Annotated in this window: 19 protein-coding genes; 10 read left to right on the forward strand and 9 right to left on the reverse strand. The window is 71.5% G+C overall.

What is annotated here, in order from left to right:
* Positions 1 to 5 precede the first annotated feature (5 nt).
* A complete protein-coding gene (locus ACLJN9_RS25225; protein ID WP_410814058.1) occupies positions 6 to 206 on the reverse strand; it encodes a DUF397 domain-containing protein in 201 nt (66 codons plus the stop codon).
* 41 nt (positions 207 to 247) lie between these two features.
* Entirely contained in the window at positions 248 to 1,072 is an 825-nt protein-coding gene (locus tag ACLJN9_RS25230) for a helix-turn-helix domain-containing protein (protein ID WP_410814323.1), read from the reverse strand.
* Between the two features lie 169 nt (positions 1,073 to 1,241).
* Here ACLJN9_RS25230 and ACLJN9_RS25235 point away from each other — a divergent pair, with 169 nt between their 5' ends.
* From ACLJN9_RS25235 to ACLJN9_RS25245, 3 genes are read left to right on the forward strand one after another with little or no spacing between them, the layout of a single operon-like run.
* Positions 1,242 to 1,883, forward strand: a complete 642-nt coding sequence (locus ACLJN9_RS25235) for a GOLPH3/VPS74 family protein (RefSeq protein ID WP_410814059.1) — start codon at positions 1,242 to 1,244, stop codon at positions 1,881 to 1,883.
* A 47-nt stretch (positions 1,884 to 1,930) separates the two neighbouring features.
* A complete protein-coding gene (locus ACLJN9_RS25240; protein WP_410814061.1) occupies positions 1,931 to 3,457 on the forward strand; it encodes an APC family permease in 1,527 nt (508 codons plus the stop codon).
* Positions 3,454 to 4,044: a GNAT family N-acetyltransferase gene (locus ACLJN9_RS25245; RefSeq protein WP_410814062.1), complete on the forward strand. Its 591-nt coding sequence runs from the start codon at positions 3,454 to 3,456 to the stop codon at positions 4,042 to 4,044. Before ACLJN9_RS25240 ends, ACLJN9_RS25245 begins: the two co-directional genes overlap by 4 nt.
* 128 nt (positions 4,045 to 4,172) lie before the next feature.
* Here the strand turns inward: ACLJN9_RS25245 and ACLJN9_RS25250 are convergent, their stop codons facing one another.
* Entirely contained in the window at positions 4,173 to 4,997 is an 825-nt protein-coding gene (locus ACLJN9_RS25250; protein WP_410814063.1) for a SigB/SigF/SigG family RNA polymerase sigma factor, read from the reverse strand.
* Between the two features lie 375 nt (positions 4,998 to 5,372).
* Here ACLJN9_RS25250 and ACLJN9_RS25255 point away from each other — a divergent pair, with 375 nt between their 5' ends.
* Complete coding sequence (locus tag ACLJN9_RS25255; protein ID WP_410814065.1) at positions 5,373 to 6,128, forward strand: hypothetical protein; 756 nt, start codon at positions 5,373 to 5,375, stop codon at positions 6,126 to 6,128.
* Here ACLJN9_RS25255 and ACLJN9_RS25260 read toward each other — a convergent pair.
* Positions 6,077 to 7,666 (reverse strand): phospholipase D family protein, encoded by a 1,590-nt coding sequence (locus tag ACLJN9_RS25260; protein WP_410814066.1) that lies wholly within the window; start codon positions 7,664 to 7,666, stop codon positions 6,077 to 6,079. The two genes, ACLJN9_RS25255 and ACLJN9_RS25260, sit on opposite strands and share 52 nt — an antisense overlap.
* A 131-nt stretch (positions 7,667 to 7,797) precedes the next feature.
* Here ACLJN9_RS25260 and ACLJN9_RS25265 point away from each other — a divergent pair, with 131 nt between their 5' ends.
* The gene (locus tag ACLJN9_RS25265) at positions 7,798 to 7,926 is read left to right on the forward strand and encodes a hypothetical protein (protein WP_255421212.1); all 129 of its coding nucleotides are present in this window, start codon (positions 7,798 to 7,800) and stop codon (positions 7,924 to 7,926) included.
* Between the two features lie 28 nt (positions 7,927 to 7,954).
* Here the strand turns inward: ACLJN9_RS25265 and ACLJN9_RS25270 are convergent, their stop codons facing one another.
* Entirely contained in the window at positions 7,955 to 8,440 is a 486-nt protein-coding gene (locus ACLJN9_RS25270) for an FBP domain-containing protein (protein WP_410814067.1), read from the reverse strand.
* Positions 8,441 to 8,515: 75 nt separating this feature from the next.
* On the opposite strand from ACLJN9_RS25270, the gene ACLJN9_RS25275 reads away from it, so the two are divergent.
* Positions 8,516 to 9,082 (forward strand): TetR/AcrR family transcriptional regulator, encoded by a 567-nt coding sequence (locus ACLJN9_RS25275; RefSeq protein ID WP_410814068.1) that lies wholly within the window; start codon positions 8,516 to 8,518, stop codon positions 9,080 to 9,082.
* Complete coding sequence (locus ACLJN9_RS25280; protein WP_410814069.1) at positions 9,075 to 9,662, forward strand: DUF1684 domain-containing protein; 588 nt, start codon at positions 9,075 to 9,077, stop codon at positions 9,660 to 9,662. The genes ACLJN9_RS25275 and ACLJN9_RS25280 overlap by 8 nt, the downstream gene beginning before the upstream one ends.
* A 45-nt stretch (positions 9,663 to 9,707) precedes the next feature.
* Here the strand turns inward: ACLJN9_RS25280 and ACLJN9_RS25285 are convergent, their stop codons facing one another.
* On the reverse strand, positions 9,708 to 10,295 hold the full coding sequence (locus ACLJN9_RS25285) for a general stress protein (protein WP_410814071.1): 588 nt from the start codon (positions 10,293 to 10,295) through the stop codon (positions 9,708 to 9,710).
* A 123-nt stretch (positions 10,296 to 10,418) separates the two neighbouring features.
* On the opposite strand from ACLJN9_RS25285, the gene ACLJN9_RS25290 reads away from it, so the two are divergent.
* Together ACLJN9_RS25290 and ACLJN9_RS25295 are read left to right on the forward strand one after the other, a co-directional pair.
* Positions 10,419 to 12,248 carry a glycoside hydrolase family 15 protein gene (locus ACLJN9_RS25290; RefSeq protein WP_410814072.1) on the forward strand — a complete coding sequence of 610 codons (1,830 nt, stop codon included), beginning with the start codon at positions 10,419 to 10,421 and terminating at the stop codon, positions 12,246 to 12,248.
* 17 nt (positions 12,249 to 12,265) lie between these two features.
* A complete protein-coding gene (locus ACLJN9_RS25295; protein ID WP_410814073.1) occupies positions 12,266 to 12,766 on the forward strand; it encodes a metallophosphoesterase family protein in 501 nt (166 codons plus the stop codon).
* Positions 12,767 to 12,781: 15 nt separating this feature from the next.
* On the opposite strand, the gene ACLJN9_RS25300 is transcribed toward ACLJN9_RS25295, so the two are convergent.
* Entirely contained in the window at positions 12,782 to 12,997 is a 216-nt protein-coding gene (locus ACLJN9_RS25300; RefSeq protein WP_410814074.1) for a DUF3072 domain-containing protein, read from the reverse strand.
* A gap of 94 nt (positions 12,998 to 13,091) precedes the next feature.
* Here ACLJN9_RS25300 and ACLJN9_RS25305 point away from each other — a divergent pair, with 94 nt between their 5' ends.
* Positions 13,092 to 14,051: an NAD(P)/FAD-dependent oxidoreductase gene (locus tag ACLJN9_RS25305; RefSeq protein ID WP_410814075.1), complete on the forward strand. Its 960-nt coding sequence runs from the start codon at positions 13,092 to 13,094 to the stop codon at positions 14,049 to 14,051.
* A gap of 36 nt (positions 14,052 to 14,087) precedes the next feature.
* Here the strand turns inward: ACLJN9_RS25305 and ACLJN9_RS25310 are convergent, their stop codons facing one another.
* Both ACLJN9_RS25310 and ACLJN9_RS25315 read right to left on the reverse strand, forming a co-directional pair.
* Positions 14,088 to 15,383 carry a cation:proton antiporter gene (locus ACLJN9_RS25310; protein ID WP_410814076.1) on the reverse strand — a complete coding sequence of 432 codons (1,296 nt, stop codon included), beginning with the start codon at positions 15,381 to 15,383 and terminating at the stop codon, positions 14,088 to 14,090.
* A 106-nt stretch (positions 15,384 to 15,489) separates the two neighbouring features.
* On the reverse strand, positions 15,490 to 16,167 hold the full coding sequence (locus ACLJN9_RS25315; RefSeq protein WP_410814077.1) for an HAD family hydrolase: 678 nt from the start codon (positions 16,165 to 16,167) through the stop codon (positions 15,490 to 15,492).
* Positions 16,168 to 16,188 lie beyond the last annotated feature (21 nt).

Here is a 16,188-nt window from a genome sequence, read left to right on the forward strand (position 1 = left end):
GCGGCTCAGTCGGGCCGCACCTGGCCGACGCCGCGCAGGAAGGTACGCCACGCGCAGGGGCCGAAGGCGAGCACCGGACCGGAGCGGTCCTTGCTGTCCCGGACGGCGACCTGACCGTCGGCTGTCGCGACCTCCACGCAGTTGCCGTTGCCACTGCTGCGCGTGCTGGTGCGCCAGTTCGCCCGTGTCAGGTCGAACGCCGTCATCCGCCATGCCTCTCGTCTGCGTCAACGTGCCGCAGACGCGGTCACGCAAAGTTACGAGAAGCCTGCTCGATGCGGGTCAACGACGCCACCGGATCGAGTGCCGTCCGGCACAGCTCCTCGTGCAGAAGGCTATACCCGAGCACCTGATCGGCTTCTTCCAGTGCCAGTCCGATCGTGAGGTTATCCAGGTAAACCACGGACGCGTCGGCGGCGTCGGCGAAGTTGAGGAGCACGTACGGCGTGCTCATCGCGGGATGCCCGCCAGCAGCGAACGGTAGTACCTGAATTGTGACGTTGGGTAACTGCGCGATCAGACTCATGTGGACCAACTGCTCGGCCATCACGGCGGTGCCGCCGACCGGGCGCAACAGCACCGCCTCGTTGAGCACCACCGACAACTCGACCGGATCGTCGCGGCGCAGCACCTCCTGCCGGTGCAACCGGGCGGCCACCTTCCGCTCCAGCCCGTCCTCGCCGGCGGTACGCCGGTAGATCTCCCGGGCGTACGCCTCGGTCTGCAGCAGACCGGGCACCGACTCGGCCTCGTACGTGCGCAGCGCAGCCGCCTCGGCCTCCAGGCCCACGTAGAACTCGAACCACTCGGGCAGTACGTCGCTGTAGTTCTGCCACCAGCCGCGTTGCTGCGCGCCCCGGGCGATCTCGATGAGTGCCTCGGCGTCGGCCCCTGTGACCTGGTAGAGCGCCAGTGCCGCCCGGACGTCGCGTGGTTTGATGCCGATCTGCGCGGTCTCGATCCGGGAGAGGTTGCTCTTGGACATGTCGAGCTGGCGGGCGGCCACGTCGAGGGTCATGCCCGCGCGCTCCCGGAGCTGGCGGAGCTCCCGAGCGATGCGTCGGCGGCGCACGGTCGGGCTGGCGGCGGGTCGGTTGGCGGGGGTGACGATCACTGTCCGAGTCTGTCACGACAAGATCCGCAGGTCGCGCCTGCACGGAGTGCAACTTTCAAATCTGGGAGTTGCATTGCAGTAGCTGTCGGTGCATCCTTTCCCGGTCGCGATCACTGTGGACAGAACCGTGCGGGAGGACCGTTTGCTCATCGCCGACGAGTTCTTCCTGATCGCCCACAACGACAGCCGCGGAAAGGCCAAACTGCACCCGGCGGCGACCGGGCTCGGGCTGGCCGGTGGGCTGCTCGGCGAGTTAATCCTGTATGGACATGTCACCGTCTCGAACGGACAGCTCACCGTCATCGACCGGCGTCCACCGGCCGACGCGCTGGCGCACACCGTGCTCGACCAGCTGATCGGTGAGTCCCAGCATCAGGCGGTCCGCACCTGGCTCAGCTTCCTGGCGCAGAGTGCCACGACCTCGGTGGGGGAGCGGCTCGCCCGCGCCGGCGTGCTGCGCCGCCAGGAGAGCCGCCGCCTGCTGCGCACCTCGGTCAGCTATCTGCCGATCGACCTCAACGCGGTGGCCTGGCCGGCCACCCGGCTGCGGGCACTGCTGGACCGGCCGGAGCCGCCGAGCGTGCCGGACGCCCTGCTGCTCGGCCTGGTCGTCGCCGCCGGGCTGACCCGCGAGGTGCTGTGGAGCGCCGGGCCCCGCGCCCACCACCGGCTGAGCGTGCTCATCCCCGCGCTGCCGGCACCCCTGAAGGAACTCGTGGCGCACACCGAGGCCGCCGTCGGCGCCGCCGTGCTGCGTGGCGTCCCCTGAACCCCCCGGTAACCCCCTCCTCTCCCCTCGACAACCGGAGTAGTCGTATGCCCCCGACATCGACAGTCGACAGACCCAGCAACGTCTCGGAAGCCCTCGCCCGAGGCCGCCTCGGCGTTCCCTCGGTGATCTTCTTCGTCCTCTCCGCCGCCGCGCCGCTGACCGTGGTGGCGGGTGTCGTCACCACCGGCTACGGCGTGGTCGGCGTGACCGGCATCCCGCTGGCCTTCCTGCTGATCGCCGCGGTGCTCGCCCTGTTCTCGGTGGGCTACGTGGCCATGTCCCGCCAGGTGGAGAACGCCGGCGCCTTCTACGCCTACATCTCCCGTGGTCTGGGCCGACCGGCCGGCGTGGGCGCCGCCTGGGTGGCGCTGATCGCGTACAACGCGCTGCAGGTCGGGCTGTACGGCACCATCGGCGTCGCCGCCGAGCCGGTGCTCGACCGGATCTTCGGCGGCCACCCGCACTGGTCCATCGTGGCGCTGGTGGCGTGGGCGTTGGTCGGGCTGCTCGGCCTGCTCCGGGTGGACCTCAACGGCCTGGTCCTGGCCGCACTGCTGGTCGCCGAAATCGTGGTGATCCTCGTCTTCGACCTGGGACAGATCGGCAACCCGGCCGGCGGCGAGGTCAGCTTCGCCGCGTTCTCGCCGGACAACCTGTTCGTGCCGGGGGTCGGCGCGGTGCTGGTGCTGGCCATCCTCGGCTTCGTCGGCTTCGAGTCCGCGGTGGTCTTCAGCGAGGAGAGCAAGGACCCGAAGCGGACCGTACCGCTGGCCACGTACCTCTCGGTGGCGATCATCGCCGCCCTGTACGCCCTGTCGTCCTGGACCATGACGGTCGCCGTCGGACCGGACCAGATCGTCGCCGCGGCTGGCGAGCAGAGCGTCGGGCTGATCTTCAACCTGGCCGGGGAGCACCTCGGTGACACCGCCGTCACGATCGGCCAGGCGCTCTTCCTGACCTCGGTGCTGGCCGCGATGATCTCGTTCCACAACACCACGGCCCGCTACACGTTCGCGCTCGGCCGGGAGCGGGTGTTGCCGGCGGTGTTCGGGCAGACCTCTCCGCGCAGCGGCGCCCCGCGGGCCGCCTCGGTGGCGCAGAGCGTCCTCGGCCTGGTGGTCATCCTGCTCTACGCGGCCAACGGCTGGGACCCGGTGGTCAAGCTGTTCTTCTGGGTCGGCACCACCGGCGGGTTCGGCGTACTGCTGCTGATCGCCGCCACGTCGGTCGCGGTGATCGCCTACTTCGCCCGCTCCGGCGGCGGCGGCGAGAACCTCTGGCGGCGGGCCGTCGCACCCGCCCTGGCCACCATCGCGCTCTTCGTGGTCATCTGGTTGGCCGTGTCGAACTTCGCCGACCTGCTCGGTGTCGCACCGGACTCCACCCTGCGCTGGGCGCTGCCCGCCGTGTACCCGGTGGCGGCCGTGCTGGGCATCGGCTGGGCGCTGGTGCTGCGCAGCAGCCGCCCGGACACGTACGCCCGGATCGGCCTCGGCGCGGCGAGCGCCGCGGCCGCCGTGCAGCCGGTGGAGAAGCCCTCGGCGCCCGCCGACGCGGAGGTTTCCCGATGAGCGTGGGTATCGACCGGCTGGGGCCGGACGACGCCGCGCTGGTGGCCGGGCTGATCGCCGAGGCGTTCGTCGCCCTGGAGGTGACGTCCTGGTTGGTGCCCGACCCGAGCAAGCGGGAGGCCGTGCTGGCCGGCGACTTCGAGATCCTGGTCGAGCACGCGATGCGGCACGGCCTCGTCCACGCCACCGCGGACCGGGCGGCCGTCGCGGTCTGGTTCCCGCTGGTCGGCGAGCCGCTCCCGCCGCCGGGGGACTACGACGCCCGGCTCGCCGCCGCCTGTGGCGAGTGGACCGACCGTTTCCAGCATCTCGACGAGCTGTTCGAGGCGAACCACCCGCACGAGGATCATCACCACATGGCCTTCCTGGCGACCAGACCCGGCCGGCAGGGACAGGGGCTGGGAACCGCGCTCATCGAACACCACCACGCCTGGCTGGACGCGAACGCAATGCCGGGATACCTGGAGGCGAGCAGCCCCCGCAGCCGCGACCTGTACGCGCGGCACGGCTACCGGGCCGGCGAGCCGTTCCGGGTGCCCGACGGCACGCCGTTCTGGCCGATGTGGCGGCAGCCGGCCGGCCGCTGACCGGGCCGGTCGGGTCGCACAGATCGAGGCGACCCGACCGGGTCGGACGCAGTGTCACGTGAGCGTGACAGTAGGTGCGCACAATGCAGGGCCGGGTCCACGGACCCGGCCCTGCACCGTCGAATGATCTAGTACGTGCCGTCGAGCTGGCCGCGCAGCTTGGTCAGCGCCCGGGCCAGCAGCCGGGAGACGTGCATCTGCGAGACACCGATCTGGTCGGCGATCTGCGACTGCGTCAGGTTGCCGTAGAACCGCAGGGTGAGGATCTTCTGCTCCCGCTCGTCGAGGGTGGCCAGCGCCGGGCCGATGGCGACGCGCAGCTCAGCCAACTCGAACTCGGTGTCGTCGCCGCCGAGCATGTCACCCAGCTCGGTGGCCCGCTCGCCGTCGCCGGTCGGGGTGGACAGCGACACCGCGTTGTACGCGCGGGCGCCCTCCAGGCCCTCCAGCACCTCTTCCTCGGTGAGCTTGAGGTGGGCGGCGATGTCGGCGACCGTCGGCGAGCGACCGAGGGTCTGCAGCAGCGAGCTGTTGGCGTCGGAGATGGCCAGCCGCAGCTCCTGGAGCCGGCGGGGCACCCGGATGTCCCAGGTGCGATCGCGGAAGTGCCGCTTGAGCTCGCCGATGATGGTCGGAATGGCGTACCCGGCGAAGTCGACGCCGCGGGACGGGTCGAACTTGTCGATCGCCTTGATGAGGCCGATCGCGGCGGTCTGCGCGAGGTCGTCGGTCGGCTCACCGCGCCCGCTGTAGCGGTGGGCGAGGTGGTTGGCCAGCGGCAGCCAGGCCTCGATGGCCCGGTCCCGCAGAGCGGCGCGCGACGGGTGGTCGACGGGCAGCGCGGCCATCGCGTTGAGCAGGTCGGCGGCGCTGTCGGTGTTTGCCCGCGGGTTCAGCTTCGGGGTGCTCTTGGCTGTGGTGGTCGGCTGCTCGGTGATCGTTGGCGCGGTCATGGGTGGTCCTCCCTGCACCTCGTCCGCGGATAAAAGACGTGACGCTTTTGGTTTAACTTCGCATGGGCCGTTCGGGACTCACCTTAACCTGATCGTCTCCCCGAAATCCAGCCGAAAGGCTGATGTACTTAAGGTATTTCCAGGCAGGAAAGGACTGAAAGGGACGAACATCGGTGAGTGGTGAGGACCCTTACCAGTTTTACGGCCCACGTCTCGCCGCCCGGTCGTTCCGATGAGTCGGCCGGTCGGGTTCCCCGCTCGACCGAGCGGTCAACATGAAATCCGACATCGGGGCCGATGTGTCGACTATCCGTCGTTGTCCCGTCGACGGGACCCGCCGTACCGTTCCGTGTACACACCCGGTTCGGAGGCACCGTGCTCGATCCAGCCGCTCCCCAGCTCGTCGTCAACAGCCGCACGCTCTACTTCAGCTGGCTGCCGGCGGATCCCGACGCGGTCGCCGCCCTGGTTCCGCCCGGGCTGCGCCCCCGGCCGGACCGGCAGGTCTTCCTCAACCAGTACATCGTCGACGACGAGACGCAGACCTCCGGCTTCGGCGCCTACTCGCTGACCTACCTGGGCATCTCACTCGTCGGCGTGGACGCGCCCGGCGGGCTCAACCCAGGGGGCTGGTGGACCCACTACGTGGCCTCCAGTCGCCGGGTCCGGGAGTACGCCACCGCCCGTGGCGCACCGGCGCTCGCCGGGCGGACGCGCATCCAGGTGATCGGCCAGGACCTGCTCTCCGAGACCGAGGGCGACGGGGCGCCGCTGATCCGGGCCCGTTGTCGGGTGGGGGAGACCGGCCACGTGATCAGTAGCGGGCACCACCGCTACTTCACCCGGCGCGACGGTCAGTTGCTCAGCGCCGTCTACCCGTTCGTGGCGGAACCGGTCGCGCCGTTCGAGATCGAGTCGGTGGAGTTCCTGCAACCCACGCACCCGATGTACGCGCTACGCCCGGCCAACCCGCTGACCATCGGCTTCGGCTACTACTCGCCGCGCTCCTCGTTCGCCTACCCGGGAGGGCTGAGCGTTCACCCGGGCCCGGCTGGGGTGCCCGAAGCGGCCCGGTCGGCTCACCAGGTGCCGGCCAGCCTGGCGCGCAGCGGTCTGCCGTCGGGGTCGTAGACCAGCCGGTAGACCGGCAACGCCCAGGCGCGGGTGTACCAGGGCAGCCGTTCGGGGCGGTGCGGGCGCAGCCGGCCGGGCGGACGGTCGCCCACCTGGCCGTCGTCGTACCACTGTTGCAGCTTGTCAGCGGCGGCCGTGACCGCCTCGACGGCATCCGCCGGGTCCAGCAGGTCGGCGTCGTCCGCGCCGTTCGGATCGCGGTCCAGGTGCTCGCGCCAGAGCCGCAGCCGCAGGTCCCGGGCGAAGACCCGAGCCCCGGCGCCCTGCCCGGCCGGGTCGGTGGGCTCCCGCGGGTCGCGGGTGTCGTCGAGCACCGCACAGGACAACTCGCTGTCGTGCGTCCAGGAGCGGCGGTTGAAGTTGTCGCTGCCCACGCTGGCCCACACGTCGTCGACCACGCAGACCTTCGCGTGCACGTAGACCGGGTCGCCGGCGTGGTTCTCCACGTCGAACACGTGCACCCGGTCCGGCGCGGCCCGCTGGCACAGCGACAGCGCCTGCTCACGGCCGACCATGTTCGGTGGCAACGCGAACCTGCCGTCCACGTCCGGGTGTCGGGGCACCACGGCGACCAGGTGCAGCTCGGGATTGTCCCGCAGGGCGTGCGCGAACAGATCGGCCACCTCGGTCGACCACAGGTACTGGTCCTCCAGGTAGACGAGCCGGCGCGCGCGGCGTACCGCCTTGGTGTAGCCGCGGGCCACGGTCCGCTCGCCGTCGGGTGCGAAGGAGTAGCGCGGCCGGACGGCGGGGTAGGTGCGCAGCACCTGGATCTGGTGCGGCCCGCAGGGCGGCGGCTCGGCCGGCTGCTCGGGCAGCGGGTCGGGACGCAGGTCGGCGCCCCGCAGCCGGTCCCGCAGGTAGGCCATCGGGTTCTCGGAGTCCAGTGGCATCGGGTCGGTCCAGCGTTCCCGGAACACCGTGTCCAGCGCGCCGACCACCGGGCCGCGCACCGCGAGCTGCACGTCGTGCCAGGGCGGGTTCGAGCCGTACCGGGGGGACATCTGCACGGCCTGCGGGTCGCCGTGGTGCGCGGCGTCGTCGCGTCGGCTGTGGCACAGGTCGATCCCGCCGGCGAACGCGATGTCCCGTTCCGGTGCCCCCGGATGTCGCAGCACCACCAGCTTCTGGTGGTGCGAGCCGCCGCGCCGGACCCGCTGGTCGAGCAGCACCTCGCCACCGGCGGCGGAGATCGTCTCGCTGAGGTCGCGGTTCTCGGTCTCGCTGTAGGCCAGCACGTCGAGGTGTGAGCGCCAGATCAGCCCCTTGACCACGACGCCGCGCTGGGCGGCCTGCGCGAAGAGTTGGGCCACGGTCGGACCATCCGGGCGCATCCGTTGGTCCGGATCACCCCGCCAGTCGGTGAAGAACAGGTGGTCGCCCTCGGTGAGCGCCTCCACCTCGTCGACGAGTCGATCGAAGTACGTCGCACCGTGAATCAATGGCTCGGCGAGGTTTCCGCTGGTCCAGACGGGTAACCCGGAGACTGGGTTGGCGCGTTCCTGCGCGGTGAGAAACCAGTCCTGCAACGGCACCGTCCAGCCCTCCCCGAGGTCGACAACGTCCTCACGGTAGGACCCGGCCGAGGGTCCGTACGCCAGGTTGATCTACAGCGGTGACCTGGCCGCCGCCAACAGTTCTACCCGACAACGGAGGAGACCACACCATGCCCCGCGAGACGACGAACCCCGTGACCGAGTACCGCGAGCCGGCGGTGGAGAGCGAACGGGGCGCGCTGGTAGCGGTGTTGGTCATGGTGATACTGGGCGTTGCCGGGATATTTGCGGTCTCCTGAGGTAGGTGGTCCAAGATCCGCGCAACACCTACTCGGCGACCCTGTGAAGAAACGCCGTGAGGGCCGTCTTCGTGCGGTCGATCTTCTCCGGCAGGGTCAGGGTCTCCTGGATGCGCCAGCCGCCGGTCCTCTTTCCCCGCAGATAGAGCGAGCAGGCCAGGTCGGCGCAGAGGTAGACGCCGACGGAGTTGCCCTGGCGACCTTCCGGACCGGCCTTGCGCGCGGTCATCAGTGCGACGCCGTCGCCGGAGTGCGCGGTCAGGCACAGCGAGCACATGCTGCGCCGGACGCGCCCGCTCTGCTGCGCGACCCGCAGCGCGACCCCGACGAGCCTGGTGTCGGACTCGGCGACCAGGTAGGCCCGCTGTGGGGCGGAGGGGTCCCGCCAACCGAGGAAGTCGAGATCGTCCCAGGGCCGTGTCGCAAGATCGTTGGGTAGGGCCAACCGCTTCGTCTCGCCGCGGGTGCAGTTGACGAACGACGTGCGGATGGCGGACTCGGAAGTGGGGATCATAGGTGCTAGCCTAGCTCTCCTAGGCAAACGAATAAGACAACAAGGTTTGGGGAGTGGCGCTTGGCTCGGGCAGGGGTGACCGCCGAACGCCTGACCCTGGCCGCGGCGGAGTTGGCCGACCGGGTGGGCGTGGAGAACATGACGGTCGCGGCGCTCGCCCGCCACTTCGGCGTCAAGGACGCAAGCCTCTACTTCCACATCCGCAACGCCCACGACCTGCGGATCAGGGTGGCGCTGCTGGCGCTGGCGGAGCTCGCCGACCGGGTCGCCGCCGCGCTCGCCGGCCGTGCCGGCAAGGACGCGCTGGTGGCCTTCGCCAACGCCTACCGGGACTACGCGACGCAGCACCCGGGCCGGTACGCCGCCATGCAGATCGACCTCGACCCGGAGGTGGCGGCCGCCAGCGCCGGCGTCCGACACGCGGAGATGACGCGGGCGATCCTGCGCGGCTACCGGCTGGCCGAGCCCGACCAGACCGACGCGGTACGGATGATGCACAGCACGTTGCACGGCTTCGTGAGTCTGGAGAGGACCGGCGGATTCCGGCACACCCCGCGTGCCACGTCCGACTCGTGGTCGCGCGCCCTCGACGCCCTCGACGCCGTCCTCACCAACTGGCCAGTAGGCTCGACGGGTGGATGATCTACAGCTGGCCGACTGGCGGGAGCGGATGGCCCGGCTGTACCTGTCCGACGTCGACCTGACCGGGTTCCGCGCCGGCCGTGACCGGCTCTTCGCCACCCATCCGCAGAGCCCGATCCCGGCGGCGCAGCGGTCCGGCTTCCCCGGAGTGCGCTACTTCCCGCCCAACCCGGAGGTCGTCGTCGAGGCGCCACTGCGGTCGGCCAGCGGTGAGCTGCGGGTGGACACCGGCGGCCCGGACGGAGTGGTCGCGTACCGGCGGGTCGCGGTGGCCGAGACACCGTGGGGGCCGCTGACCCTCTGGTGGATCGAGGCGTACGGGGGAGGGCTGTTCGTGCCGCTGCGTGACGGCACCTGTGGACAGGACACCTACGGTGGTGGCCGGTACCTCACCGACACGGTGAAGGGCACCTTCGGCCGGGGCGTCGAGCTGCTGCCCGGCGACCGCGTGCGGCTGGACGCGAACTATCTGTACAACCCGTCCTGCGCGTACGACGAGCGCTGGGCCTGCCCGCTGGCGCCTCCGGAGAACCGTGTCGACGTGCCACTACGGGCCGGCGAGCTGGCGTACCACGGCTGACGGCCGCCCCGGCGTACTGCCGGGACGGCCGGTCGGGCCCGCTGCTCAGCTCGCGTTCGTGCTCGAGCCGGACATCTGCAGCCGGCCCAGCAGCTGCCGGGCCTGCTCGGCGAGCTGCGCATCCACGATCACGGCGTACTGGCCGGCACGCAGTGAGCTGGCCGAGGTGAAGTCCCGCTGCCCGCCGGTCATCGCGTGCGCGACCGCGCCGAACACGGCACCCCAGATCGCGCCGATGACCAGCCCCACCACGATCACCGCCAGCCAGTTGCCGACGGTGAAGATGCCGAACAGCAGGCCGATGAAGAGACCGAACCAGGCGCCGGTGCCGGCACCGAGCAGGGCGGCGCGTCCGGTGGTCATCCGCCCGAGCACCGTCTCCACCAGCGTGAGGTTGGTGCCGACGATGGCGCTGTGCTCCACGGGAAAGCGGTTGTCGGCCAGATAGTCGACCACCCGCTGGGCGGCCGGATAGTCGGGATACGAGCCGATCGTCACGGTGGGCGGTCCGGATTCCGGCCCGTGCCCGTTCCCGGACGGCGCCGACGGGCGTCCTGCCGGCCCGGACGGCAGCAGGTCGTCGCCCTGTGCGCCGGGCCGCCACGCGGCGGCCGGCCCCGAAGCTGAGGTCATGAGCATCCTCCCTCGTCAGCCGCCCGGATTCCCGGCTGTGCCGCGCGGTAACGCCGGCTCCGCCGCGGAAGGCGAAACCGGGTCCGACAGGAATGCGCCCGGACGACCCGGGTAGGCAGACGGGTGCAGAGCGGACAGATCAGCGATCACGGCTTCCTCGCCGACGGCAGCACCGCGGCGCTGGTGGACCGCTCCGGATCGGTGAACTGGTGGTGCCCCGGTCGGTTCGACGCACCGTCGGTGTTCGGGCGGCTCCTCGACGATGGCGCCGGGCACTGGTCGATCCAGCCGGAGGGTGACTACACGGTCGACCGCTGCTACCTCGACGACACCCTCGTGCTGCGGACCGTCTTCCGCACCCGGCAGGGGGAGGTGGCACTGACCGACGCGCTCGCACTCGAGCCCGGGTCGCGTGGCCACGACATCGGCCTGCGCTCGCCGCAGGTGCTGGTCCGTAGCGTGCAGAGCCTCTCCGGCGAGGTTCCGATGCGGGTGCACTACCGGCCCCGATTCGAGTACGGGCGCACCACCGCTTTCCTGGTCGAACGGGACGGCACGCTGGAAGCCACGGCCGGGGCCGCCCGGCTCACCCTGCGCGGCAGCATCCGGCTGTGCTGTGACGAGGGCGAGGCCACCGCGACGTTCACCGCCCGCGCCGGCTCGGTGCACAACTTCACCCTGGGGTACGCCCCGACCTACGACGCGCCGCCGCCGGAGGTGCCGGACGCCGATCGGACGATCGACGACACGGTCACCGGGTGGCGGTCCTGGATCCGGGAGCACCCCTACCAGGGGTGTTACCCGGAGCAGGTGCGGCGCAGCGGGCTGGTGGTGCAGGGCATGACGTACCGACCCAGCGGCGCGGTGGTGGCCGCGGCGACCACCTCGCTGCCGGAGAAGCTCGGCGGGAGCCGAAACTACGACTACCGCTACGTCTGGGTGCGCGACTTCAGTCTCACCCTGCGCGCGCTGTGGCGGTCAGCCTGCGCTGACGAGGTGCAGCGGCAGTTCGCCTGGGTGAGTCGGGCGATGGGCCGGATCGGCGAGGAGCCGGTGCCCATCATGTACGGGGTACAGGGGGAACGGGACCTCACCGAGCACCGCCTGGACCAGCTCGCCGGGTACCGCGACAGCCCGCCGGTGTCGATCGGCAACGACGCCTGGCGGCAGCGGCAGACCGACATCTTCGGCGAGGCGTTGGACTCGGCCTGGCTGCTGCGCGACAGGTTGGAGCCCATGCAGCCGGAGGTGCGTCAGGTGCTGCGGGTGCTCGCCGACCAGGCCGCGACGGACTGGCGACTCCCGGACGCCGGCATGTGGGAGGAGCGCGGAGTCGAGCACCATCACGTGTCCTCGAAGGTGCAGTGCTGGGTGGCGCTGGACAGGGCGGTGCGCTTCGGCGACACGCTCGGCGGGCCGGACGACGTCGCCCGTTGGGCGGCCGCCCGCGACGAGGTACGCGCGACCGTGCTGGATCGGGGGTGGAGTGACCGGCTCGGGGCGTACACCGGGAGTTTCGATTCCGAGGACCTGGACGCCTCGGTGCTGGTGATGCCGCTGGTGGGTTTCCTGCCGGCCCACGACCCGCGGATGCGCTCGACGGTCCGTGCGGTGGAGCAGCGGCTGTCCCACGACGGTCTCCTGCGGCGCTGGGACGGTGACCCGGCGGGCTTCGTCATCTGCTCGTTCTGGCTGGTGGGGTGCCTGGCGATGGCCGGCGAGCGGGACCGGGCGCACGAGCTGTTCCGGGCGCTGGCCAGCCGCGTCAACGACCTCGGCCTGTTCGCCGAGCAGATCGACCCGCGGACCGGCGAGCAGCTGGGCAACTTTCCCCAGGCGTTCTCGCACATCGGGCTGATCAACGCCGCCGGTCAGCTCACCGACATGGAGCAGAACCCGCCGCTGCGCACTCTCGGCACGCCACCACCCCACTTCATGCCGCGGCGGTCCTGACCGGGGACAATGCCCCGATGCGGCTGGTACTCACGGCGGACACCCACCTGCCGAAGCGCGCCCGGGACCTGCCCGAGCCGCTCTGGGCGGCGATCGAGGCGGCCGACGTGGTGCTGCACGCCGGTGACTGGGTGGACGAGTCACTGCTCGACGAGATCATCGCGCGTACGCGCCGACTGGTCGGTGTGTACGGCAACAACGACGGCCCGGCGTTGCGCGCCCGGCTGCCGGAGGTGGCCCGGGTCGACCTCGACGGCCTGCGGGTGGCCGTGGTGCACGAGACAGGGTCCCGGACCGGCCGTGAGCAACGGTGCGCGGCCCGCTTCCCGGACGTCGACCTGCTGGTCTTCGGTCACTCGCACATCCCCTGGGACACCGAGGCCCCGGGCGGCCTGCGGCTGCTCAACCCCGGCTCGCCCACCGACCGCCGCAGCCAACCGCAGGCCACCTACCAGACCGCCGAGATCCGCGCCGGCCGCCTGACCGGGGTCGAGCTGCACCGCCTCCCTCGCCGCTGACGCCCCCGGCGGGAACTACTGGCCGCGGCCGGTCTCGGCCTGGAGCTCGTCGATCCGCTTGGACGCCTCGGCCTTGGTCAGGTCGTCGGGCAATTCGGCGTTCGCCTCCCGTGCCAGGGTCGACAGGTAGGACTGCTGCGCCGCGGTGGGCGGCTCGTCGCCGGTCACCCACTCGTCCGGGTCCTTGATCGCGCCGTTCGGGTCGGCCTGCTCGTTGCGTCGGTCCGTCATCGTTATCCATCCTCTCTTCGAACAGGTGTGCCAGTACCCCGATCGCCGCAGTTTCATGCCCACCGGCCGCACCCCCGACGCCTACGATCACCGGATGAGCGTGGACCGGTCGAGCGTCGTGGTGGTCGGGGCGGGTATCGCCGGGGTGGCCTGCGCGGTGGAGTTGGTCGCTGCCGGGGTGCCGGTGCAGGTCCGGGAACGGGGGCACGTCTGCGGCGGCAGGATGGCCAGCAAACGCCTCGAGGGCCGTCCCGCCGACATCGGTGCCGCCTACTTCACCGTCAGCGACCCGGACTTCGCCGAGGTGGTCGAGCAGTGGCGCGCCGCCGGCCTGGTCCGCGAATGGACCGACACCTTCCAGGCGTACGACCGGGACGGGCGCCGCGACGTGCAGGGGCCGATGCGTTTCGCCGCGCCGCGCGGGCTGCGCTCGCTGATCGAACACCTGGCCGGCGCGGTGCCGGTGACCGTCGACCGGCTGGTGCTCACCGTGGAGCCCGGGCCGGCCGTGGACGGTCAGCCGTGCGCGGCGGTCGCCCTGGCCATGCCGGGTCCCCAGGCCGCCCTGCTGGTCGACCCGGCACTGGCCGAGGCCACCCGGGTCGTGCAGGCGCAGCGCTTCCTGCCGTCCCTGGCCGCGGTGCTGCGCTTTCCGGGCCGACGCTGGCCGGACTTCCGTGGCGCGTTCGTCAACGACCATCCGGTGCTCAACCTCGTCTGTGACGACGGCGACCGGCGAGGCGACGGCGCGCCGGTGCTGGTCGCGCACACCGTGCCGGAGTTCGCCGCCAGACACCTGGCCCAGCCCACCGGGGCCGCTCCGGCGATCGAGCAGGCCGTGAGGGACGTGTTGGGGCTGCCGGAGGCGGCCGCCTCCGTGCACGTCCACCGCTGGACGTACGCGAAGCCGGCCGCCGCTGTCGGCGGCGACACCTACCACCTGGACGCCGACGGCATCGGCCTGGCCGGCGACGCGTTCGGCAAGCCCCGGGTGCAGAGCGCCTGGCGTTCCGGTCGGGACCTCGGGCGCGCCCTGGCGGCCCGCCTCTCCTGACCGCAGGTCGGCGGCTGGCCCTTTCCGGGGTGCTGGTCAGGCGTGCCCGGCCGCGGCCACAGGCTGGGCGGAATCGTCCCGTTCGGCCGGATCGGACGTGCGCTCACCCGCCCGGTCCAGCAACTGCATGACCGGGGTCGCCGCGACGCCGTGCACCACCACGGAGACCAGCACCACCAGCCCGACGGTCGCCCAGAGCAGTTCCGCCTGCGCGAAGTCGGCCTTCGTGGTGGCGTACGCCAGGTAGTAGAACGAGCCCACCCCACGGATGCCGAACCACGAGATCACCCAGTGCTCGGACGGTCGGCCCGGCGCTCCCCGCAGCGACAACCAGCCGACCAACGGCCGGACCAGGAACACCAGCGCCAGCCCGACGGCCGCCGCCGGCCAGGTCAGCGGGGCGAGCAGGCCACCCACGATCGCGCCGCCGAGCAGAAGCAGGAGTACCAGGGTGAGCAGCCGCTCGATCTGCTCGGCGAAGTCGTGCAACACCGAGTGGAACTCGTGGGTCCGCTCGGCGGCACGGATCGCGCGGGCGGCCACGAACACCGCCAGGAAGCCGTACCCGCCGACCACCTCCACGAGCCCGTACGCCAGGAACGTCGCGGCCAGCGCCAGGAACCCCTCGGCGTGCCGGGCCAGCCGCAGCTTGCGGGGGGCCCGGAAGAACAGCTTGCCGAGCAGCCAGCCGATGAGCAGGCCGCCACCGACCCCGACGCCCACCTTCCAGAGCACGTCGACGGTGAACCAGTCGGCCAGCCAGTCGCGGGGGGCGAGGCTGGTCGAGGCGATCGCGATGGCCGCGTAGACGAACGGAAACGCCAGCCCGTCGTTGAGACCCGCCTCGGAGGTCAACGCGAACCGGACCTCGTCCTCGGAATCCTCCACGTCGGTCGGCTCGCCGACCTGCACGTCGGACGCGAGCACCGGATCGGTCGGTGCCAGCGCGGCACCCAGCAGCAGGGCTGCGGCCGGCACCAGCCCCGCCCACCACCAGCCGAGCAGCGCCACCGCCGCGATGCACAGCGGCATGGCGATGACCAACAACCGCCAGGTGGACGACCACCGGGCCCAGCTCAACGGCCGGTCGATCTTGAGGCCGGCACCCATCAGGGCGACGATCACGCCGATCTCGGTGAGGTGGGTGGTCAGCTCGGGATGGGCCAGCGGATCCGGTGTCGGCAGCCCGACCGGCAGCAGGAAGACCAGCATGCCGAGGGCGAGGAACGCGATCGGCATCGACAGTGGGCGTCGCTCCAGCACCCGGGGCAGGATGCCTGCGAGCAGGGCGCCCACGCCCACCAGCGCGAACGCCACGTCTACCGGCTCCACCGTGCCACCCTCCGACCGTGCGCCCACAGGTTGGGGCAGGTGGGGACAACCCATGCCCCGGTGGCCGCACCCGTAAGCCTCTCCGACCTGGAAAGCGATGTGCGCCTCAGCGCGGCCGGGTGACCGGCGAATCGTCCAGGGTGCGCAGTAGCGCGGCCGGGTCGTCGTACACCGCCACCGCGCCGGCGCCGGCCAACTCGCCGCGGCTGGTGCCGCCGCAGGTCAACCCGACGCACGGAATGTCCAGCTTGCCGGCCGCCGCGACGTCCCAGACCGAGTCACCGACGAAGACCACCCGCTCGGCGGTCAGCCCGGACTGCTCCAGAGCGGCGAGCAGGATGTCCGGGGCCGGCTTGCTCTCCTGGGCGTCCGCCGACGAGGTGACCGTCTCGATGACGTCGTCGGCGGCCAGCGCCCGGCGCAGCGCGCCGACCTCCTGCTCGGAGGCGGAGGTGGCGAGCACCACCCGTAACCCCCGCTCGGCGCAGGCACGCAGCAGGTCCGCTGCCCCGGGCAGCGGCGTGAGCCGCTCCCAGTACTCGCCGTACAGGGTGTCGTGCGCGTCGCGCAGCCTCCCGTCGGCGTCGCGGTCCCGCTCAGGCCCGAGCAGGTGGTCCAGGAGCTTGTCCGCGCCCATCCCGATCGACCGGTGCACGGTCGCCATCGGCACCGGTTGGTCGGTCTGGCGCAACGCCTCCCACCAGCTCACGGTGTGCAGGTAGGTGGTGTCGACGAGGGTGCCGTCGACGTCGAAGAGGACCCCGGCGGGTCTGTCGGTGCGCATGGGCGTCCTCCTACCCACTCG

The organism is Micromonospora sp. 067-2 (assembly GCF_046549295.1).
Taxonomy (GTDB): domain Bacteria; phylum Actinomycetota; class Actinomycetes; order Mycobacteriales; family Micromonosporaceae; genus Micromonospora.

Bases quoted from the DNA above. Each gene is read 5' to 3' on its own strand.
- ACLJN9_RS25225 (WP_410814058.1), bottom strand. From the start codon at position 206: ATGACGGCGTTCGACCTGACACGGGCGAACTGGCGCACCAGCACGCGC.
- ACLJN9_RS25240 (WP_410814061.1), top strand. From the start codon at position 1,931: ATGCCCCCGACATCGACAGTCGACAGACCCAGCAACGTCTCGGAAGCC.
- ACLJN9_RS25245 (WP_410814062.1), top strand. From the start codon at position 3,454: ATGAGCGTGGGTATCGACCGGCTGGGGCCGGACGACGCCGCGCTGGTG.
- ACLJN9_RS25250 (WP_410814063.1), bottom strand. From the start codon at position 4,997: ATGACCGCGCCAACGATCACCGAGCAGCCGACCACCACAGCCAAGAGC.
- ACLJN9_RS25265 (WP_255421212.1), top strand. From the start codon at position 7,798: ATGCCCCGCGAGACGACGAACCCCGTGACCGAGTACCGCGAGCCGGCG.
- ACLJN9_RS25270 (WP_410814067.1), bottom strand. From the start codon at position 8,440: ATGATCCCCACTTCCGAGTCCGCCATCCGCACGTCGTTCGTCAACTGC.
- ACLJN9_RS25285 (WP_410814071.1), bottom strand. From the start codon at position 10,295: ATGACCTCAGCTTCGGGGCCGGCCGCCGCGTGGCGGCCCGGCGCACAG.
- ACLJN9_RS25295 (WP_410814073.1), top strand. From the start codon at position 12,266: ATGCGGCTGGTACTCACGGCGGACACCCACCTGCCGAAGCGCGCCCGG.
- ACLJN9_RS25300 (WP_410814074.1), bottom strand. From the start codon at position 12,997: ATGACGGACCGACGCAACGAGCAGGCCGACCCGAACGGCGCGATCAAG.
- ACLJN9_RS25305 (WP_410814075.1), top strand. From the start codon at position 13,092: ATGAGCGTGGACCGGTCGAGCGTCGTGGTGGTCGGGGCGGGTATCGCC.
- ACLJN9_RS25315 (WP_410814077.1), bottom strand. From the start codon at position 16,167: ATGCGCACCGACAGACCCGCCGGGGTCCTCTTCGACGTCGACGGCACC.